Origin of the sequence: Spirosoma montaniterrae, assembly GCF_001988955.1 — a bacterium.
Taxonomy (GTDB): domain Bacteria; phylum Bacteroidota; class Bacteroidia; order Cytophagales; family Spirosomataceae; genus Spirosoma; species Spirosoma montaniterrae.
Genome location: NZ_CP014263.1, coordinates 4,280,621 through 4,298,243, shown reverse-complemented (window position 1 = coordinate 4,298,243; position 17,623 = coordinate 4,280,621). Strand labels below are relative to the sequence as shown.

The window sequence follows — 17,623 nt, the reverse complement described above, 5'->3', positions numbered from 1 at the left end:
GGCTTGTATCGTTTACTGTCGTATGGACTCAACGACACTGAACTACGCCCTGACCGAATGCCGCGAAGAAACGTCTTCGTCATTACCGCCAGCCCTGCCTTCTGCCGACGATCTGCCCCGTGCCGTTCGTCGGCCCGATGCGTTTCATTTGCTCGATGGCGAATGGCAATTTGCTCTTGACCCCGACAACCGGGGAACGCTCGAAAACTGGCACCTCGGCCACGACTATACCCGAACGGCACTGTGGCCCGGATCTATTGAAGAACACATGGCCGAAGCGAAAGATACTCCGCTTCCTGCCTGGCAAGACAGCGTTGTTGCGTGGTATGAGCGCACTTTCACCCTGCCCGACGAACTGAACGGTACCAGTAGCCATAGCCTGTATCAACTTACGTTTGGTGCCTGCGGCTACGAAACCCGCGTCTGGCTCAACGGGCAACCACTCGAAACAATTGAGGGCGAAAAAGTGCATTACGGCGAGTACACGTCGTTCTCGTTTGAACTGGAACCGAACCTGTTACGGCCCGTCAATCGCCTGACGGTACGTATCGCCGATTCGATGGACGCCGAAATTCCGCGCGGCAAACAGGAGTCGCACGTATACAAACGGGGGGGCATCTGGTATCAGACCTATACCGGAGCCGTGCGGAGCGTCTGGATCGAAACCGTGGGGCGCAACCGCCTGCGCTCGCGGGTGGGCGTGGTTAGCGTAACCGAAGACGAGCTGATGCGGGTAAACCTGACGACGCGCATTCACGACCCCGGCCAGTATACCATTCGGCTCGATGTTTTCGACTCCGATGCACCCGCCAACGCGCTGCCCCTTGCTACGTCCGACTTCCCGATTCGGCTCGATGCAGGGCAAAAAATGCAGCGGCTGGTCATCCACGTGCCCGGCGTTGAGCTGTGGTCGCCCGAATCGCCGAAGCTGTATCGGTTAGTCGGCAAACTTATCGATGGTGGCGGCTACACCAATCAGATTGAAGCGCACGTAGGGCTACGCAAGATCGAAGCGCGGGGTTCTGGCGTGTACCTGAACGGCAGGTCGGTGTATCTGGATGGCATTCTGTATCAGCCCGGTACGGCTACATTCGAGGAAATGCAGCGGCATTTTGTGGCGATGAAAGAATTAGGCTGTAACCTTGTGCGGGTGCACATTGCCGGGGTCGACCCGCGCCTGTACAAACTGGCCGATGAGATGGGGTTGCTGTTGTGGGTGGAGGTGCCAAGCCCGCATTCGTCAACGGCCCGCAGCCGCGAAAACCACCGGGCCGAACTGCTGCGAATGCTGGCCCTGATGGAAACGCATCCGTCTATTATTATCTGGAGCCTGTATAACGAGGACTGGGGCGCGCAGGATATTGCCACCAACGCTGTAACGCGGCAGTATATCGCCAATCTTTACCACCACATGCAAATTCACCATCCGCAGTTTTTAGTAGTCGATAATGACGGATGGCACCATGTTTCGCACGAGGGGCGGCTTAAGTCAGATTTGCTTACGGCTCACCTTTACACGCCCGACCCCGGCCACTGGCGCAACCTGCTCGACCGCCTGACACAAGGCGAACTGGAGGGTGTAGCCGCATTTCCGCTTGTTGTGGGTGATCCTTTTTTTTACCGGCGACAGGTGCCGTTGCTCGTGAGTGAATGGGGTGGATTCGGGTTTGCCAATTACGGTGGCCCTACCGATGCCGACGACCGTACCGACCGCATCCGGCTGTTCAAGAGGGAGTTGCGGGAACGACCCATCGCCGGTGACGTATATACGCAGGCCACCAATATCGAAGATGAGCGCAATGGCCTGATCGACTTCCACACGGGCGAGCTACTGGTGCCTGCTGGCCTGCTGAGGTCGGGAAGTTAACTACTTTACCCCCCTTCCCTTTGTTTTAAGGAGAGGGGGTGGGGTGCATCCGTGTCACGTTTGGAATTTCCAGTATTAAATCAGCACCGTATAGCCCGGCGGGCGTTTGATAACCAGCCTGCCACTGTCCGGCCATTACTTTTTTTGTGATGAGCAGAGCGGCTTCGGCAGTGAGCGTATACCCTTCGGGTCCGTGGAGCCGTGCTTCTATAGTTTGCCCGCCTGCGTTGGTGACTCGGCCCCACACGTGCGTTCGGGCGTGCTGACGCGTAACTTCGTTGGGGCCGCTGATGCGCTTGGTGAGTTGCTGACGGAGGAAATTCTGCACCATCCTGTTTTTGAGTAACCCGCCCAGCAGGTTGCCCGCTTTTGCCAGCCGAATCTGCCCCGCCGACGAGCCGATAAAGGTGTCAATGTTTGGAATTCCGGTGGTGTGATAGGCGGTTGACAGGTCGCCCCACGGAATGCTCATACAACTGCGTGGTTCACCCACGCCAAAATCGATGGTGAGCGTTTTATGAGCGGTCGGTACGGATACCAACCGTCCGTTTTGCCGGATCAGACTGCCAGCCCCCGCGTTTTCGAGTGCCGTTTGGGCGGTGCCGTGTGAAATTCCCCCGCCGTCGTTCAGAAAAGCCAGTTGCAGGTGTGTGGCATCGGGTAATTGCTCATGCAGGTAACGGGCAATGCAATCAGTAGGCACCACGTCGAAACCCACGCCCGACATGAGTAGAATATTTTGCTCTTTAGCCGCCCGGTCGAGGGTTTGACCGTGCTCAAAAACGGCCACCTCGCCCGTAATGTCCAAATAATGCGTTCGGGTACGCAGGCAGGCTTCCTGCATGGGGGCAGCCGTCTGCGAAAACGGCCCGGCACAATGCAACACTACCGGCAGGTCGGCCAATGCCCGGTCGAGGGCGGTGTGGTCGTTGAGGTCGGCCACTCGGTACGTAAGGCCGTGTTGCTCAGCCAATGGGCGGAGTTTGGCTTCGCTACGGCCCGCCAGAACGGGTGTTAGCCCAAACAGGGCCGCTTTTTCAAGAATGAGCCGGGCTGTATACCCGTTGGCTCCATATAGCAAAAATTGGTTCGTTGTCATCGGCTCTTCAAAAAGCGATAGGCGGCTGCGGCTACCAGACCACCCGTCAGATACCACCCAATAGTCATAGCCGTTGTGGCTGGGGTGCGGGTGGTCGGAGCATCGCCTAAGCCCATCGGGCCGGGCAGTGTAACGGCTCCGATGCCCGCCAACAGGCCCAGGCCCGTACCCCGCCATAACGCATTGGCCGGATTGCCCATGCCAATTGCGCTGTAGTACAAGGCGTTCGATGCCACGTCGGCAGCCAAGGTGGTGTAGTGCAACTTGTTGCCAGACGGAACGGGCGTGTTCGTTTTCTCGCCCAGTATTTTCAGCGCACGTTTACCCAGTACGTCGGCGCGGGGAGCTTCGGGCACTACTTGCCGAACAGTTTCGTGTAGCAGATTCAGCGCAACGGCCCCAATCAGGCCAGAAAGCAACGCGTTTTTCATGATGGTTGAGTTGTCTGTTGATACGGGCTACCATTGCGCCGTAACGTATTTACCAAATTATGCGCCCGGCGCGTAGGTTCGGGAAGTCTGTATTTACCATCGCAGCGTAGCGTGAGCGCAATGGCTGTTTCCAAATCAATCAGATGGCCCGGCGACACGTATACTGGATTGACCCGGTTTTTGGTCCGCAAAGCTGCCCCAACCACATCGCGGTAATGCGTCATGGGCGACCAGCTACCGCGCTCGGGAGCGGGTTCGTTGTACTTACCCACCAGCACCGATTTGGCGCAGCCGAACGTAGGCCGGTTCAGAAACAGCCCCCCGTGCGACGCAATTCCGATTCGGCGCGGGTGGGCTATGCCTTGCCCATCGAACATCACTACGTCGGGTTCGGTCGTTAGTTTGGCCCAGGCTTCGAGCAGCGACGGTATCTCCCGAAACGATAGCAGCCCCGGCACATAGGGAAACGTAGCCGTGCTGACAACGCCTGCTTCGTCGATGGTTTCGAGCGTTTCCAAATCCAGCACTACAATGCCTGCGTACACGGTTTCTTCAAACTTGTTGAACGAAATATCGCAGCCTGCAATGGTGCGCAGTGGCCCGGTGGGTGGCAGGATTCGAACCTGCGACCGTAGCTGCTGCTGAAGCGCAACGGCGTCGGCAGGGCTTATGTCGGTCCAGGGATGCAGCAGTTCGTAGGAGGCCATCGCGGGTTATTTGCAGAGACAACCAACGGCTTCTCTTGCTTGTTTTATAAATTGTGCCACCAAGACTTGTACGTATGACCAGTTTTCCGATTCATCTGACCGATAGCCTGCCTTTTCTGAAACGGCTATTCGATTTTCTGCCTGTGCCAATTATTTTATCGCACTACGATGGCGATCTGGCTATTCATCTTCATCTAAACAAGAAATTTGGAGAAATTATCGGCTATACCCTTGACGAAATACCGACCATGCGCGAGTGGTATAAACAGGCGTATGCGGAACCGGAAGAGCAGGAAACCATGATTCGGGAGTGGAACAGGCGTACTCATCGAATGTATGCGATTGGCTCTGAGTTTATTGAACCCATACGCGCCTGTGTCCGCTGCAAAGACGGTAAAAAACGCTGGTTCGAAATTGAAAGTGGCGTCTGGATCGACACGATTGCGCTGACCACTTTTGTCGACATTGACGATTTGACGCGTCAGCGAGAGCATCTCGAACAGCTCAATTCGGCCAAAGACAAACTCTTTTCCATTATCTCGCACGATTTTCGGGCACCATTGGCCCGCCTGCAACAGGTACTGGCCCAGGTTGAAACCGACCCGAGTCAGGTGACGAAATTCTTTGATTATCTGCCCGTAATAAATCATCAGTTAACTCAGGTGTATCTGATTCTCGATAACCTGCTGGTATGGGCATCGGCCCAGTTGATGCACCGCGAACCCCGGCCCATGCGTATCGACTTTCTGCACATCATTGAGTCGAGTCTGAGTTTATTGCAGGGGCAGTGGCAGCAGAAAAAAATACAGCTTTCGTTAGAGGAACGGCAGCCGGTGCTGGTATGGGTAGATTATGACATGATTAACATTGCCCTCCGCAACATCATCAACAATGCCATCAAGTTTACGCCCGCAGGGAAGTCAATTTATGTTCGATACTACGTGCAGCCGCCTTTTGCCTATGTCGACGTGACCGATACGGGCATTGGTATGCCTGCCGACCTGGTTCACCGTATTCTGCGCCGGGAAATTGGCAGCACCCGGCCCGGTACCGCCGACGAAAAAGGGACGGGACTGGGTCTGGCTTTTTCGCAGGAAATGATCGAAGCCAATGGCGGGACTTTTCACCTGAAATCAGTAGAAAACGAGGGAAGTGTCGTTGGGTTTTCGATACCCTTAGCGAAATGAGTTCATTGGACCGCTACACGCTTACCCCCGACCGCATCCGGGCGGCACCCACCACCATACGCGGCCAACTGCGGCACCTCGGCCCCGGCTTCATTTTGTCGGCGGCTATTGTTGGCTCCGGTGAGCTGATTGCCACCACGGCATTAGGTGCTAAAGCCGGCTTCATCACGTTTTGGGTTATTTTGGTTAGTTGCTTCGTAAAAGTGGCCTTACAGGTGGAGTTTGGTAAAAACGCTATTTACAGCGGCCTCCCAACCATGCAGTCGCTCAACCGGCTGCCGGGGCTGCGGCTGGGGCGCGGCCACTGGACAATCTGGCTGTGGCTGAGTCTGCAACTGCTCAAAGTTTTACAGGTCGGCGGTATTGTGGGCGGGGTGGCTCTGGTGCTGAATATGGGCTTTCCGGCGGTGCCGGTATGGACCTGGGCCGTGCTGTCGGCAGCTTCGGCGGGGTGGCTCATCTACGGCGGTCGCTACGGCTGGGTTGAGCGCGGTTCGCTGCTGATGATTATGGGTTTCACCGCCCTGATTCTGCTGTCGCTGACCTTGTTGCAACAAACCGAATACGCCATTAGCGGGGCCAATCTGGTGTCGGGGCTAACGTTTTCGCTGCCGCCCGCTACGGTGGGTGTAGCCTTAGCCGCATTCGGCATCACGGGCGTTGGGGGCGACGAAATCATGTACTACACGTACTGGTGTATCGAAAAAGGCTACGCAGGGTATACCGGACCCTACGAAAACTCGACCGAGTGGCGCAATCGGGCGCGGGGCTGGATTCGGGTCATGACGCTCGATGCACTTTGTTCGATGGTCGTGTACACCGTTGTTACGGCAGCGTTCTACCTGCTGGGGGCGTCGCTGCTGCACGAGCAGGGGCAAGTACCCGAAGGCTATGCGATGGTCGAAACGCTGTCGCGGCTGTTTACCGTCACGCTGGGGCCGGGCGCAAAAATCATGTTTTTAGTCGGTGCTTTTTTTGTGCTGTATTCTACCCTGTTTACGGCTACGGCAAGCTGGGTGCGAATTTTTGCCGATGCGTTCGGGCAATTAGGCTGGGTCAATTTCGCCGACGTTGCGTCGCGCAGCCGGGTTATGGCTACACTCTCATGGGCGTTTCCGGCCTTGTGGTGCATCCTGTTTCTGTTTATCAAACTGCCCGTTCTGATGATTCTGCTGGGCGGCATTGCCACGTCGGTTTTATTATTGGTGGTGGTCTATGCGGCTCTGCATTTCCGCTACCGGCAACTACCGGTCAATCTGAAGCCGTCGGCACTCTACGATCTGTGGTTGTGGGCAAGCGTAGCGGCTATTCTGGGCGTCAGTGTGTACGGCGTCTGGCAGGTTACGTAAATTACCTTACCGCCGACCTGCGAACTGTGCGGCTACCCATTGCCGCTCGGTCGGGACTTTGTGCGTGGCGTTCCAGACAAACATGGCCTGCTCTAAAGCTGTGTTAAGCTGACGCTTAGTTTGTTGCCGGGCAATGTTTAGTCGCCGTTCTATGGTTTCTTCATAGACCAACTGATTTTGGTTGGTGTAGAACCGGACAATGGTGTACTGGCCTTTGGCGGGTGTTTCGGTCACCCAAAAACCCTCGCGGGCAACGATAGGCGCACGTTTCGATTGGGCGTATGTGGTGACGGTAGCAAGAACAAACAGGGTGGCGATGAGAATCGGGCGGAGTTTAGCAATCATGTTCATTGTATTTTTGTGTTTAGTGTGTTGCGCTTAGTCGTTTACTGCACCAAACATAGTAACACCGCCAACGCTCCGCCGACATTTTCGCCCGGTGCCGACCAATGGCCGCTACACGCCCTGTTGTAGCACCCGAACGCCGAACGACGCCCCAATCTGCGGTTCGGCGACGGTAGGCTGTCGTTTGTCGATAAACACCCCTGCCCGTAGACGAACCCATTGCGTTTAGCTATCTTCGGGTAAGCAATTCGTCAACGTATGCAACTGTTAACCAACGAGTTTGTCTTTTCCGATAAGCCCCGGCACTGGCTGGCCCGGCACGGTTTGTTCTGGGTGGTATGGTTGGTCTATTTCATGATTACCTACAGCTTTCTGCCCGCTGCTTTTCTGCTTCGTCAGGGAGTTAGCTGGCCTATAGCGTATGCCAAAGGGTTTACGCTGGCCTTAATCGATGCAGTGTTGTTCATGCCTGCTCACATGCTGTTTACGTATAGCATTCTATACTGGCTTTTGCCCCGGTTCGTAATCAAAGGTCGGTATGAATGGGGCTTCATCTGTCTGGTAGCCATTCTGCTATGTACAGCCGTTACGTCGGCAATACTCTCGATCTACGTAGTTGATCCCATCCGGGCGTTCTTCGGTGCGCCTATGTCGCGCAGTACGTTTGTTGGTGCCATCATGGCCGGTATGCGGGGAGGTACTACCATTGGCGGTTTTGCGGCTGCTATTCGGCTGGCGAAGGTCTGGTATCTGAAGCAGCAGGCGTATCAGCAGATCGAGCGCGAGAAGCTACAGGCCGAGCTACAGTTGCTCAAGTCGCAGGTGCATCCGCATTTTCTGTTCAATACGCTCAATAATCTCTACGCACTCACCCTCCGCAAGGCCGATAACTCGCCTACGGTAGTGCTGAAACTGTCGGAATTGCTCAGCTATATGCTCTACGACTGTAACGCGACCGAGGTGCTGCTGGAAAAAGAGATTCAGTTTATGCGCAACTACATCGGGCTGGAACAACTGCGTTACGGCGACCGGCTCGATATGTCGGTGCAGATTACGGGCAATTATCACGACAAACTGATTGCCCCGCTGCTACTCGTGCCGTTCCTGGAGAATGCGTTCAAACATGGCACGAGCGAACAGTTGGAGCAGTCCTGGATGCACCTCGATCTGTCGGTGCAGGATACAACGCTCAAGTTTAAGCTGATTAACAGCCGCGAAACCGCCGAACACGACGAGTCCTATGTGGGCGGTATTGGCCTGCGAAACGTACAGAAACGCCTTCGGTTGCTTTATCCCGACCGGCACGACCTGCGGTTAACAGCCGAACCCGAAACGTTCATGGTCATGCTCACGTTAGACCTGTCGTCTGCCCCAAAACCGACCGCTTCGCCCGTCTTTGCTGTCGAAGAAGTTCATTAACGCCAATGCACCATGACCCTACGCTGCCTTTTAGTGGATGATGAACCGCCCGCCCTGGAAGTGATCGAGTCGTACATCGAGATGATCGACGGGCTGGAAGTCGTCGGGAAGTGTTCCAATGCCGTTCAGGCGTTCAGCCGCTTGCAGGAAACATCGGCAGACAGCGTTCCGGTCGATCTGATATTTCTGGACATCAAGATGCCGAAGCTGCTCGGTACAGATTTTCTGCGGAGCCTGCGACAACCGCCCAAAGTCATTTTCACGACTGCCTACCGCGATTACGCGCTGGATGGTTACGAATTGGATATAGTCGATTATCTGCTGAAACCCATCTCGTTCGAGCGGTTTCTGCGGGCGGTATCGAAGGTTATGAAAACCGAAACCATTGCGTCGGTAAGTAGCCCGCTGCCCGCTCTGCCAACCGATAAGACGGTCAGTCTGACCCCCAGCAACGCTTTTCTCTACTTCCGCGCCGACCGTAAAATGGTGAAAGTTTTCACGCACGAAATTGTTTACGTCGAGAGCCTGAAGGATTACGTCAAGATTGTCACGACGGCGGGTAAACCACTGATTGTCAAACAAAGTATCACTTCTGTAGAGGCCATGCTTCCCGAAGACGATTTCGTGCGCATCCACCGCTCGTTTATCGTAGCGTTAGACAAAATCAGGGCATATACGCCAACGCACATCGACATCGAGGGGCTGGAATTACCTATCGGACGGTTGTATCAGAAGGATGTAGGGCGCGTACTGAAGAGCGATTAGCATCATTAGTCCACAATCTTCACCCGAATCTTGTGCGGAGCGGGCCAGTTGCCGCCAAAATACAGCCCGGTTTTGTAGGCGAAGGTCTTGTTGTGCGTGAATGCTACCGGCTGACCACCCAGCACCTGATACAGCTTGCGGTCGTAATCAATTTTGATGGTCAGGCGGGTAGGCGTGTTGATAAGCGTTTCGGCTACTTTAAAATCGATGCGTTTGCCATCGACGTATATGTATGCGCCGAGGTCGATGCGGGCGCGTTGTGGGTTCCAACGCCAGCCCACGCGCACCCCGTCGATCTGGTGGGGTGGGGTGCCCGTCGAAATGTCCTGATTCTTTGAGCCAACAAAACCCAGCCCGATAACCTTGTTCCAATCCTGCCCCTGATTGTCGCCGAGGTTGTAGATGCACGAACTGTCGAACGTAACGGTTGCCGAAATTTCGGTTGGGGCGATTACGATGCCCGCGTTGCGCTTGGGTAGCGGCTCGTGATTGCCCGCTTCAATGACCACCCAGTCGGGGTCTGATACCAGAAAGTCGGGTACGCAGCCACTGAGCAATAATACCAGTGAAACGATCAGGTAGTATTTCATGAGTATGGGTCGTTGTTCGTACAAATAACGTTGAAATAGCCCGAAGTAGTGAGCCATTGGCTAAACTAAGACGAACCTGATCGTCGGAACGTCACACCGTCATTTTGTGTACGGCAACCTTTTCGTATCTTTCTGCATCTATTCCGTAAACTTCTCTAAACCATGCAATCAGCGATTCAATCGATACCCGCTCCAACACCGGCAGTACCGCGCTCCGTTGACTGGCGGCTGGGTATTCCAACATACATCTATGCGGTTGTGTTTTCATCGCTCTGTGTTGTCGTTGGGCTACTCTGGGATATCATGTGGCACATGAGCATTGGCCGCGATGGGCTGTTTGCGCCCCCACACGTGGTTATCTACGTAGGAGCGGTGGTGGCCGGTTTGTTTTCGGCCTATCAGATCCTGAATTTGACGCTCCGCAAAAACCATCCGGGCCGGGCGGTGGCCGTGCCGTTCTGGGGCGTTTTTTATGGCCCGCTGGGTGCTATGTTCTGCGTATGGGGCGCACTCGCCATGCTCACCTCGGCCCCGTTCGACGACTGGTGGCACAATACCTACGGTCTCGACGTGCAGATTCTGACGCCCCCCCACACTATTCTGGCTATCGGCATCATGACAGTGCAGTTTGGTGCTATGATTGGCGTGTTGTCTTTACAAAACCAGTTTCGCGGTATCGACGTATCCCGGTCTGACCAACTGGCGCAGTCGACCCGGCTCAAGTGGCTGTTTGCCATTGCGGCAGGGCTGCTGCTGACCATGCTGTTTACCATTGCATCGGAGTCGATGGGTATGCACGAGTCGCACCATTCGGTCTATTACGTCACTGCGGCCATTGTGCTGCCGTTTTATCTGTTTGCGGTAGGCAGGGCGTCGCTGCTGCGCTGGCCCGTTACCATCATTGCCGCGCTGTTCATGCTCTTTCTGGTGCTGCCCAGTTGGGTGATTCAGAACTTCGAGGCTGTGCCCCGGCTCGGCCCGGTCATGAACCCGATTACGCAGTATCAGCCATTTCATTTTCCGCTTCTGCTGGTTGTGCCTGCATTAGGCGTTGACTGGCTCATGCGTCGGTTTGAGCAGACGAAAACGCGCAAAAAACCCAACGACTGGTTGCTGGCCGGAGTCTACGGCTTGGTATTTATGGGATTGCTACTGGCCGTGCAATGGCCGTTTGGCGAATTTCTGCTGACATCGCCCTACGCTCAAAACGGCGTATTTCTGTCGTACTCCTGGACCTACAACAGCCCCCCCGACTGGGAGTATCGCTATGCCTTTGCGCCCTGGAACCTGCAATCGACCGCCGATTTTGCCATTGGCTTCGGAAAAGCATGTCTGTACGCTATACTCTCGGCCCGCGTTGGGCTGCTCTGGGGCAACTGGATGAAACGGGTAGTGCGGTAAGCTATTGAATGACTGAATGATTGAATGATCGAGCTAAAAGGTGGATGAAGCAATGATTAGTTGTAAGGGTAGATTCAGCAACTGGATAGGACGTTTAAGTTTCGTTTTTATACTCATTCAGTCAATCACTCATTCAGTCAATACGTATGCACACGTAGGGAGTTCGGGCGTGATTGTTCAGAAACAGGTTGGCGCATATCGGCTGCTGGTAAGCATACAGCCGCCCGACGTAGTGCCTGGCACGGCGAAGGTGACAGTTTTTGTTGAACAGGGACGCCTGACCAGCATTGGTGCCCGCCCGATCTACTTCCGGTCTGGCGACAAAGGCGCACCCATGTACGACCAGCTAACACCTGTCGACAACCGCTACGAAGGCGATTTGTGGCTGATGGATTCGGGTTCATCGAGCGTTGAACTGCAACTGAACGGCCCCGATGGTCAGCAAACGGTGGTGGTGCCGGTTATGTCAGTGGCTACGGCGGTTCGCGACATGCCCGCCGGTACGGGTGTGGCACTGGCTCTGATGGGCCTGCTGCTGGTAGCTATGATGATTACCATTATTGGGGCCAGTAATGCCGATGGCGTCAGTTTGCCCGGTGCGGTCGACGTAAGCAAACTCCGGCGTCGGCGGGTGGTGGGCATCGTGTCGGGGGCGGTCGTGATGGCCCTGGTCCTGACCGGCTGGCGGACCTGGTGGACCAGCGAAGCCGAGATTTACCAAACCGAGCAACTGTATAGGCCGATGCCTATTCAAACGTCGCTGGCACTGGCAAATGACGGCACTACGAAACTCGTAATCCGGGCGGATACAAGTACGTTCGATGGGAGCGGCACAGTTCGCCGACGGAGCCGCCTGTCGACCCGTCGGCTGCTCAGTTTCATAATTCCCGATCATGGCAAACTCATGCATACGTTTCTGGTTCGTTTGCCGGGGCTGGATGCCTTCGCCCACCTGCACCCGGCCCGGCAGGATTCGCTGACGTTTACCACCAATTTGCCCGCTCTGCCCGCTGGTAAGTACTTGTTATACAGTGATATAGTCTATCGCTCCGGCTTTGCCGAAACCCTGACGGATACCATTGCCATACCCGCTCCTGCCACAGCGGCCCCGCCCGTTGCGCTAACCGACCGCGATGATAGCTGGCTTATCACGAAAGCTATCGGTGTAGCCGCCGATACAAAGACTCCCCTGCGTCTGGATCAGGACATGGCCGTTTGCGGTAAGCCCGGTGCCAGCGCAACACTGGCCGATGGCTCGTCGATGATCTGGATGGACAAACCCGCTCCTACGCTCGATGCCGGTCAGCTTTACACGCTGAAATTTGCCGTAGCTGATGAGCAGGGCCGGGCCACGTCGCTGGAGCCGTATCTGGGCATGAGCGGCCACGCGGTTGTGCTGCGTCAGGATGGCACGGTGTACATTCACCTGCACCCCGTTGGCACGTATTCGATGGCTGCCGAAGGGTCGCTGGTTGGGCGTATTGCCGACACTGCCCGCACTTTTCGGTATCCAGACGCCAACCGTTTCCGTGACAGCATCGACCGCTACGTAGCCCGCCTGAATGCCCTGCCCGATGCCGAACGTAGCCCGTTGCTGATGGCAGGTATGCCGGGTATGCGTCATGCCATGAAAACCAACAACATGGTCGAGTTTCCGTATGCATTTCCCCGCGCCGGGCAATACCGCCTGTTCATTCAGGTAAAACGCAAAGGCCGTGTGCTGACGGGCGTGTTCGACACAGTAGTAAAAGAGCCGCTGCTGTAGCTTTAGAAGTAGGTTGGACGGCTACGTCCTCCGCAAGCCTACGAACGAATCTGCATGAACCGTCGCCAGTCTCTTACTGCTCTTACCACCGTGGCCGGTACAACCCTTCTGCCCGACATTACCCAGGGCATGCCAACAGCCGCCCAGCCGTTTACGCTTTGCCTGAACATGAGTACCATTCGAGGGCATAAACTCGGATTAGTGAGCGAACTGGAAACAGCCGCCAAAGCCGGATTTCGGTCGGTCGAGATTTGGATGGATACGTACCAGAATTACCTCAAAACCGGTACAGCCGCCGACCTTCGCAAACGGCTCGGCGATCTGGGCATAACGGTAGAAAATACCATTGGCTTTGCTCCGTGGATTGTAGACGACGCTGCCGCCCGCGCCAAAGGTCTCGATCAGCTCAAACGAGAAATGGACCTGCTGGCGCAAATTGGCTGCAAGCGTACAGCCGCCCCCTCTATCGGTGCCCAAACACCCGACGCTCCGGTCATCGACCTCTACAAAGCGGCAGAACGTTACCGCGCCATCCTCGAACTCGGCGACCAAACCGGCGTGGTGCCGCAGTTAGAACTGTGGGGTTTCTCGAAAAACCTGAATAAACTGAGCGAGGTGATGTTTGTAGCGATTGAAAGCGGCCACCCTTCGGCGCGGGTGTTGCTCGACATTTACCACCTCTACAAAGGCGGCTCCAGCCCGGCCAGTTTGCCATTGGCGGGTAAGCCCGGCATTGAAATCTTTCACGTGAACGATTATCCTGCCAACCTGCCCCGCACCGCCATTACCGACGCCGACCGCGTGTTTCCGGGCGATGGTGTTGCGCCCATCCGCGAGACGCTCAATATTATTAAAGACCCGACAAAGCCCATCGTCCTTTCGCTCGAAGTTTTTAACAAGACCTACTACGCCCAACCCGCCGACGTGGTGGCAAAAACGGCGTTCCAGAAAATGCAGGCAATGGCCGCTAACAGTTGACAGTTAACAGCCATCAACCAACAGTGAATGTACCGGAAACACTGTTGGTTGATGGCTGTTAACTGTCAACTGTTAAAATCCCCACGCCAGCAGTCCGCCATCAGCCGAAATGGTTTGCCCGGTTACGTAGCCCGAGGCAGGCATCGCCAGAAACGACACTACCGATGCCACTTCGTGCGGTTCGCCGATGCGGTTCATGGGCGTGCGGGCCAGAATGCCAGCCAATTTTTCGGGATTATTCAGCACGGGGGCGGCCAATGGGGTTCGTATGTACCACGGAGCCACGGCATTGACCCGGATGTTATCGCCAGCCCACTCAACGGCAAGATTGCGCGTCAGTTGCAGCATAGCCGCTTTGGTCATGCCATACAGCGACCCGCTGCTGGTGTGGGTCAGGCCCGATACCGACGATACCATCACCACCTTTGCATCGCCCGACGCCCGCAACAGCGGGTAAGCCGCCTGCGTGAGCGCGTAGGCCGAACGGAGGTTTGTGTTCAGTACGTAGTCGTACTCGTCGGGTGTGTATGCAACGGTTGGTTTGCGGATGTTGCTGCCAACGTTGTTCACCAGGATGTCGAGCGCACCCCAGTGGTCGCTTAGGGCGGATACGACCTCCGCTACGGCATTGGGCTGGCTGAGGTCGGCGGCCATGCCATCGACCGAGTGGCCCTGTTGCCGATAGTCGGCGAGTTGGGCTTGTAGCCGGTTGTTGTCGCGGGCTACGAGGAAAACCGATGCGCCGAGGTCGAGAAACTGTCGGACAACAGCTTCGCCAATGCCTTTTGTGCCGCCCGTAACGAGGGCGCGTTGCCCGTTGAGGGTCCAGAGAGATTGATTCATACGGGAAGTTGCCTAATTTTAGGCATTCTCCCAATCGATCAACACAAATGAACAAACGAACCGGGCTGCTGGTGGCTCTGCTGCTCTCAGCGAGTTTTCTGGCAGTTGCCCAAAACAAGCCGAAACCCGAAGACGTCCAGACCTTTACGCTCAAAAACGGCATGAAGTTCATGGTCCTTGAAGACCACTCCATCCCAAACGCTAACTTTTACACCTTCTGGCGGGTTGGTTCACGCAACGAGGTACATGGTGTTACGGGCTTGTCGCACTTTTTCGAGCACATGATGTTCAATGGAGCCAAAAAATACGGCCCCAAGCAGTTCGACCGGGTTATGGAGGCCAACGGCGGCTCCAACAACGCTTATACTACCCAAAATACGACGGTCTATACCGACTGGTTTCAGAGCGGGGCACTCGAAACCATCTTCGACCTCGAAGCCGACCGTATTCGCGACCTCGCCATCGACCCGAAGATGGTAGAAAGTGAACGGGGCGTGGTGCTGTCGGAGCGCAGTACGGGTTTAGAGAACTCCAACTACCGGGTCATCAGCGAATTAGTTCAGGCTACGGCATTTTCGGAACATCCGTATATGTTTCCGGTAATTGGGTTTGAGTCCGACATTAAAAAATGGTCGCAGGCTGACCTGGAGCGGTATTTCAAAACGTATTACTCGCCCAACAATGCTGTGGCTGTGGTGGTTGGTGATGTTACGGCAGCACAGGTACGCAAATTAGCCGAGCAGTATATCGAACCCATTCCGGCCCAGAAACTGCCCGATAGTCTGCGTACCGTTGAGCCACCCCAAAATGGCGAACGGCGTGTAACAACCTATAAAGACATAGCGACGCCTAATATTCTGCTGGCCTGGCACACCCCCGAAACCCGCCACCCCGACTACTACGCGCTCGATCTGCTGAGCGGCATTCTAACCACCGGCAACTCGTCTCGGCTGACCAAAGCCCTCGTACTCGATTCTACGATTGCGTCGCGGGCGTTCAGCAGCTTTGGCGAGTCGTTCGATCCGAACCTGTTCTCGATTTACGCCATTGCCGCCAGCAACGTATCGGCCCCGCAGTTGGAGAAATCGGTGCTATATCAGATCGATAAGCTCGTCAATGAAGGGATTACCGACGTTGAACTGCAAAAGCTGAAAAACCAGAAGCTGATGGAGTTTTACCGGACAATGGAAACCATCAACGGCAAAGCCAACAGCTTAGGTACTTACGAACTGTTTTTTGGCGACTACAGAAAACTCTACGAAGCTCCGTCGCTCTACGAAAAAGTGACCAAAGAAGACGTGCAGCGCGTGGCCCGTACCTACCTCACCGAACGCAACCGCACGGTAGGCTACCTGCTTCCCGAACCAAAAAAATCGGCTGGCTCTAACTGAAAATTTAAACGCAGAGAGACAGAGATTTACGCAGAGGTCGCTGAGGGTCTCTGTGTACTCTGCGTAAATCTCTGTCTCTCTGCGTTTAACCCCTTTCTATGAAACACATCATTCTCTTTCTGCTCCTTGCCGGAGCCGCTACGGCGCAGACGTTCAAGGTGCCGCCGTACCAGAAGTTCAAACTCAAAAACGGGCTGACCATCTACCTGATGGAGCAGCGCGAAGTGCCGCTCATTAACGTGTCGGCGGTGTTTGATGCCGGAGCCGTGCAGGATGGCAACCGCTACGGTTTAGCCAATATGACCGCCGATGCGCTGCTGTTCGGTAGCGCGAAATACACAAAAGCCCAGCTTGAGGAGAAAGCCGAGTACGTTGGTGCCGACCTGAGCACTTACGCAGGTAAAGAAGTGGCTAAAGTATCGGCTTCGTTTGCCGTAAAAGACCAGGATTTGCTGTTCGACATGATTCAGGACGTGCTGACGAAGCCTACGTTCGACGCTGCCGAGTTCGACAAATACAAACAGCGGCAACTGCTTACGCTCACACAGCAGAAAGAAAGCCCCCGCGCCGTGGTGAACAATTATTTCAACCGGCTGGTCTTCAACGCGCACCCCTATGCCAACCCCATTGCCGGAACGCCCTCGGCGGTGTCGGCCATTACAGCCAGCGATGCGCGGCAATTTTACCAGACCTACTACACCGCCGACCGGGCGGCCATTGCCGTTGTGGGCGATTTCAATACTGCCGACATGAAAAAACGGTTGACCGCTCTGTTTGGCGGCTGGAAAACGGCGGCAGCATCGGCCCCGAAATTGACCGAGCCAACCGTATCGTTCGACAAAAGCCGGGTGCTGCTGGTCAACAAAGACGATGCCCGCGAAACCACGTTCCTGATTGGGGGAAAAGGTATTACCCAAAATAACCCCGACTTTATTCCGGTTACGGTGGTCAATACTATTCTGGGCGGGCGATTTACGTCGTGGCTCAACGACGCCCTGCGCGTGAATTCGGGCCTGACCTACGGCGCGGGAAGCCGCTTCGGTACATACCGAAACAGCGGCACGTTCGCCATTTCGACGTTTACGAAGGTTAGCACGACGACCGAAGCTATCGACCTCGCGCTGGTCGTACTCGACAGCCTGCACAAAACTGGTATCGACGAAAAAACACTGACCTCGGCCAAAAACTACGTCAAAGCCGACTTCCCGCCCCGCTACGAATCGGCATCGGAACTGGCCGGCCTGCTGACCGATATGTTCAGCTTAGGTTTCGATGAGTCGTTCATCAACAATTTCCAGAAGAACGTCGACGGGTTGACAGTGGCAAAAACGCGCCAGATTATCGACCAGTATTTTCCGAAGAACAACCTGCAATTCGTGCTGATTGGCAAAGCCGACGCCATTCGCGACAAGGTAAAAAAATACGGCACCGTTACGGAGCGGGAAATCAAAGCCGAAGGTTTTTAGGGTATTTTGCGTTACATCGG

Annotated in this window: 16 protein-coding genes; 10 read left to right on the top strand and 6 right to left on the bottom strand. The window is 55.4% G+C overall.

Features of this window, described 5'->3' with window-relative positions; all coding sequences use genetic code 11:
• Nucleotides 1-22 precede the first annotated feature (22 nt).
• A complete protein-coding gene (locus AWR27_RS18485) occupies nucleotides 23-1,867 on the top strand; it encodes a glycoside hydrolase family 2 protein (RefSeq protein WP_077132562.1) in 1,845 nt (614 codons plus the stop codon).
• A 25-nt stretch (nucleotides 1,868-1,892) separates the two neighbouring features.
• On the opposite strand, the gene AWR27_RS18480 is transcribed toward AWR27_RS18485, so the two are convergent.
• Genes AWR27_RS18480 through nfi form a run of 3 tightly spaced genes read right to left on the bottom strand, consistent with a single transcriptional unit; the run spans nucleotide 1,893 to nucleotide 4,104 of the window.
• Nucleotides 1,893-2,966, bottom strand: coding sequence for a saccharopine dehydrogenase family protein (locus tag AWR27_RS18480; protein WP_077132561.1), 1,074 nt, complete (start codon nucleotides 2,964-2,966; stop codon nucleotides 1,893-1,895).
• Nucleotides 2,963-3,397 carry a hypothetical protein gene (locus AWR27_RS18475; protein ID WP_077132560.1) on the bottom strand — a complete coding sequence of 145 codons (435 nt, stop codon included), beginning with the start codon at nucleotides 3,395-3,397 and terminating at the stop codon, nucleotides 2,963-2,965. Before AWR27_RS18475 ends, AWR27_RS18480 begins: the two co-directional genes overlap by 4 nt.
• Entirely contained in the window at nucleotides 3,394-4,104 is a 711-nt protein-coding gene (gene nfi, locus AWR27_RS18470) for a deoxyribonuclease V (protein ID WP_077132559.1), read from the bottom strand. Before nfi ends, AWR27_RS18475 begins: the two co-directional genes overlap by 4 nt.
• A 74-nt stretch (nucleotides 4,105-4,178) precedes the next feature.
• Between nfi and AWR27_RS18465 the strand changes: the two genes are divergently transcribed.
• Entirely contained in the window at nucleotides 4,179-5,291 is a 1,113-nt protein-coding gene (locus AWR27_RS18465; protein WP_077132558.1) for a PAS domain-containing sensor histidine kinase, read from the top strand.
• Nucleotides 5,288-6,640 (top strand): Nramp family divalent metal transporter, encoded by a 1,353-nt coding sequence (locus tag AWR27_RS18460; RefSeq protein WP_077132557.1) that lies wholly within the window; start codon nucleotides 5,288-5,290, stop codon nucleotides 6,638-6,640. Before AWR27_RS18465 ends, AWR27_RS18460 begins: the two co-directional genes overlap by 4 nt.
• Nucleotides 6,641-6,646: 6 nt before the next feature.
• Here AWR27_RS18460 and AWR27_RS18455 read toward each other — a convergent pair whose 3' ends face one another.
• Entirely contained in the window at nucleotides 6,647-6,985 is a 339-nt protein-coding gene (locus AWR27_RS18455; protein WP_157579266.1) for a hypothetical protein, read from the bottom strand.
• 258 nt (nucleotides 6,986-7,243) lie between these two features.
• Here AWR27_RS18455 and AWR27_RS18450 point away from each other — a divergent pair, with 258 nt between their 5' ends.
• A complete protein-coding gene (locus AWR27_RS18450) occupies nucleotides 7,244-8,404 on the top strand; it encodes a sensor histidine kinase (RefSeq protein ID WP_077132555.1) in 1,161 nt (386 codons plus the stop codon).
• 12 nt (nucleotides 8,405-8,416) lie between these two features.
• Nucleotides 8,417-9,169: a LytR/AlgR family response regulator transcription factor gene (locus AWR27_RS18445; protein WP_077132554.1), complete on the top strand. Its 753-nt coding sequence runs from the start codon at nucleotides 8,417-8,419 to the stop codon at nucleotides 9,167-9,169.
• 5 nt (nucleotides 9,170-9,174) lie between these two features.
• Here the strand turns inward: AWR27_RS18445 and AWR27_RS18440 are convergent, their stop codons facing one another.
• Nucleotides 9,175-9,759 carry a hypothetical protein gene (locus AWR27_RS18440; RefSeq protein WP_077132553.1) on the bottom strand — a complete coding sequence of 195 codons (585 nt, stop codon included), beginning with the start codon at nucleotides 9,757-9,759 and terminating at the stop codon, nucleotides 9,175-9,177.
• Nucleotides 9,760-9,921: 162 nt separating this feature from the next.
• Here AWR27_RS18440 and AWR27_RS18435 point away from each other — a divergent pair, with 162 nt between their 5' ends.
• The 3 genes from AWR27_RS18435 to AWR27_RS18425 are packed head-to-tail and all read left to right on the top strand — an operon-like array spanning nucleotide 9,922 to nucleotide 13,903.
• On the top strand, nucleotides 9,922-11,160 hold the full coding sequence (locus AWR27_RS18435; RefSeq protein ID WP_077132552.1) for a hypothetical protein: 1,239 nt from the start codon (nucleotides 9,922-9,924) through the stop codon (nucleotides 11,158-11,160).
• Nucleotides 11,161-11,212: 52 nt separating this feature from the next.
• A complete protein-coding gene (locus AWR27_RS18430) occupies nucleotides 11,213-12,925 on the top strand; it encodes a hypothetical protein (RefSeq protein WP_077132551.1) in 1,713 nt (570 codons plus the stop codon).
• 54 nt (nucleotides 12,926-12,979) lie between these two features.
• Entirely contained in the window at nucleotides 12,980-13,903 is a 924-nt protein-coding gene (locus AWR27_RS18425) for a sugar phosphate isomerase/epimerase family protein (protein ID WP_077132550.1), read from the top strand.
• A 72-nt stretch (nucleotides 13,904-13,975) separates the two neighbouring features.
• Here AWR27_RS18425 and AWR27_RS18420 read toward each other — a convergent pair whose 3' ends face one another.
• Entirely contained in the window at nucleotides 13,976-14,746 is a 771-nt protein-coding gene (locus tag AWR27_RS18420) for an SDR family oxidoreductase (RefSeq protein ID WP_077132549.1), read from the bottom strand.
• A 47-nt stretch (nucleotides 14,747-14,793) separates the two neighbouring features.
• Here AWR27_RS18420 and AWR27_RS18415 point away from each other — a divergent pair, with 47 nt between their 5' ends.
• The gene (locus AWR27_RS18415; RefSeq protein ID WP_077132548.1) at nucleotides 14,794-16,137 is read left to right on the top strand and encodes a M16 family metallopeptidase; all 1,344 of its coding nucleotides are present in this window, start codon (nucleotides 14,794-14,796) and stop codon (nucleotides 16,135-16,137) included.
• Nucleotides 16,138-16,235: 98 nt separating this feature from the next.
• Nucleotides 16,236-17,603, top strand: a complete 1,368-nt coding sequence (locus tag AWR27_RS18410; RefSeq protein ID WP_077132547.1) for a M16 family metallopeptidase — start codon at nucleotides 16,236-16,238, stop codon at nucleotides 17,601-17,603.
• Nucleotides 17,604-17,623: the final 20 nt, after the last annotated feature.

Excerpts from the sequence above, each read along its gene's own strand:
- AWR27_RS18485 (WP_077132562.1), top strand. The coding sequence starts at position 23 with ATGGACTCAACGACACTGAACTACGCCCTGACCGAATGCCGCGAAGAA.
- AWR27_RS18480 (WP_077132561.1), bottom strand. The coding sequence starts at position 2,966 with ATGACAACGAACCAATTTTTGCTATATGGAGCCAACGGGTATACAGCC.
- AWR27_RS18475 (WP_077132560.1), bottom strand. The coding sequence starts at position 3,397 with ATGAAAAACGCGTTGCTTTCTGGCCTGATTGGGGCCGTTGCGCTGAAT.
- nfi (WP_077132559.1), bottom strand. The coding sequence starts at position 4,104 with ATGGCCTCCTACGAACTGCTGCATCCCTGGACCGACATAAGCCCTGCC.
- AWR27_RS18465 (WP_077132558.1), top strand. The coding sequence starts at position 4,179 with ATGACCAGTTTTCCGATTCATCTGACCGATAGCCTGCCTTTTCTGAAA.
- AWR27_RS18460 (WP_077132557.1), top strand. The coding sequence starts at position 5,288 with ATGAGTTCATTGGACCGCTACACGCTTACCCCCGACCGCATCCGGGCG.
- AWR27_RS18455 (WP_157579266.1), bottom strand. The coding sequence starts at position 6,985 with ATGATTGCTAAACTCCGCCCGATTCTCATCGCCACCCTGTTTGTTCTT.
- AWR27_RS18450 (WP_077132555.1), top strand. The coding sequence starts at position 7,244 with ATGCAACTGTTAACCAACGAGTTTGTCTTTTCCGATAAGCCCCGGCAC.
- AWR27_RS18445 (WP_077132554.1), top strand. The coding sequence starts at position 8,417 with ATGACCCTACGCTGCCTTTTAGTGGATGATGAACCGCCCGCCCTGGAA.
- AWR27_RS18440 (WP_077132553.1), bottom strand. The coding sequence starts at position 9,759 with ATGAAATACTACCTGATCGTTTCACTGGTATTATTGCTCAGTGGCTGC.
- AWR27_RS18435 (WP_077132552.1), top strand. The coding sequence starts at position 9,922 with ATGCAATCAGCGATTCAATCGATACCCGCTCCAACACCGGCAGTACCG.
- AWR27_RS18430 (WP_077132551.1), top strand. The coding sequence starts at position 11,213 with ATGATTAGTTGTAAGGGTAGATTCAGCAACTGGATAGGACGTTTAAGT.
- AWR27_RS18425 (WP_077132550.1), top strand. The coding sequence starts at position 12,980 with ATGAACCGTCGCCAGTCTCTTACTGCTCTTACCACCGTGGCCGGTACA.
- AWR27_RS18420 (WP_077132549.1), bottom strand. The coding sequence starts at position 14,746 with ATGAATCAATCTCTCTGGACCCTCAACGGGCAACGCGCCCTCGTTACG.
- AWR27_RS18415 (WP_077132548.1), top strand. The coding sequence starts at position 14,794 with ATGAACAAACGAACCGGGCTGCTGGTGGCTCTGCTGCTCTCAGCGAGT.
- AWR27_RS18410 (WP_077132547.1), top strand. The coding sequence starts at position 16,236 with ATGAAACACATCATTCTCTTTCTGCTCCTTGCCGGAGCCGCTACGGCG.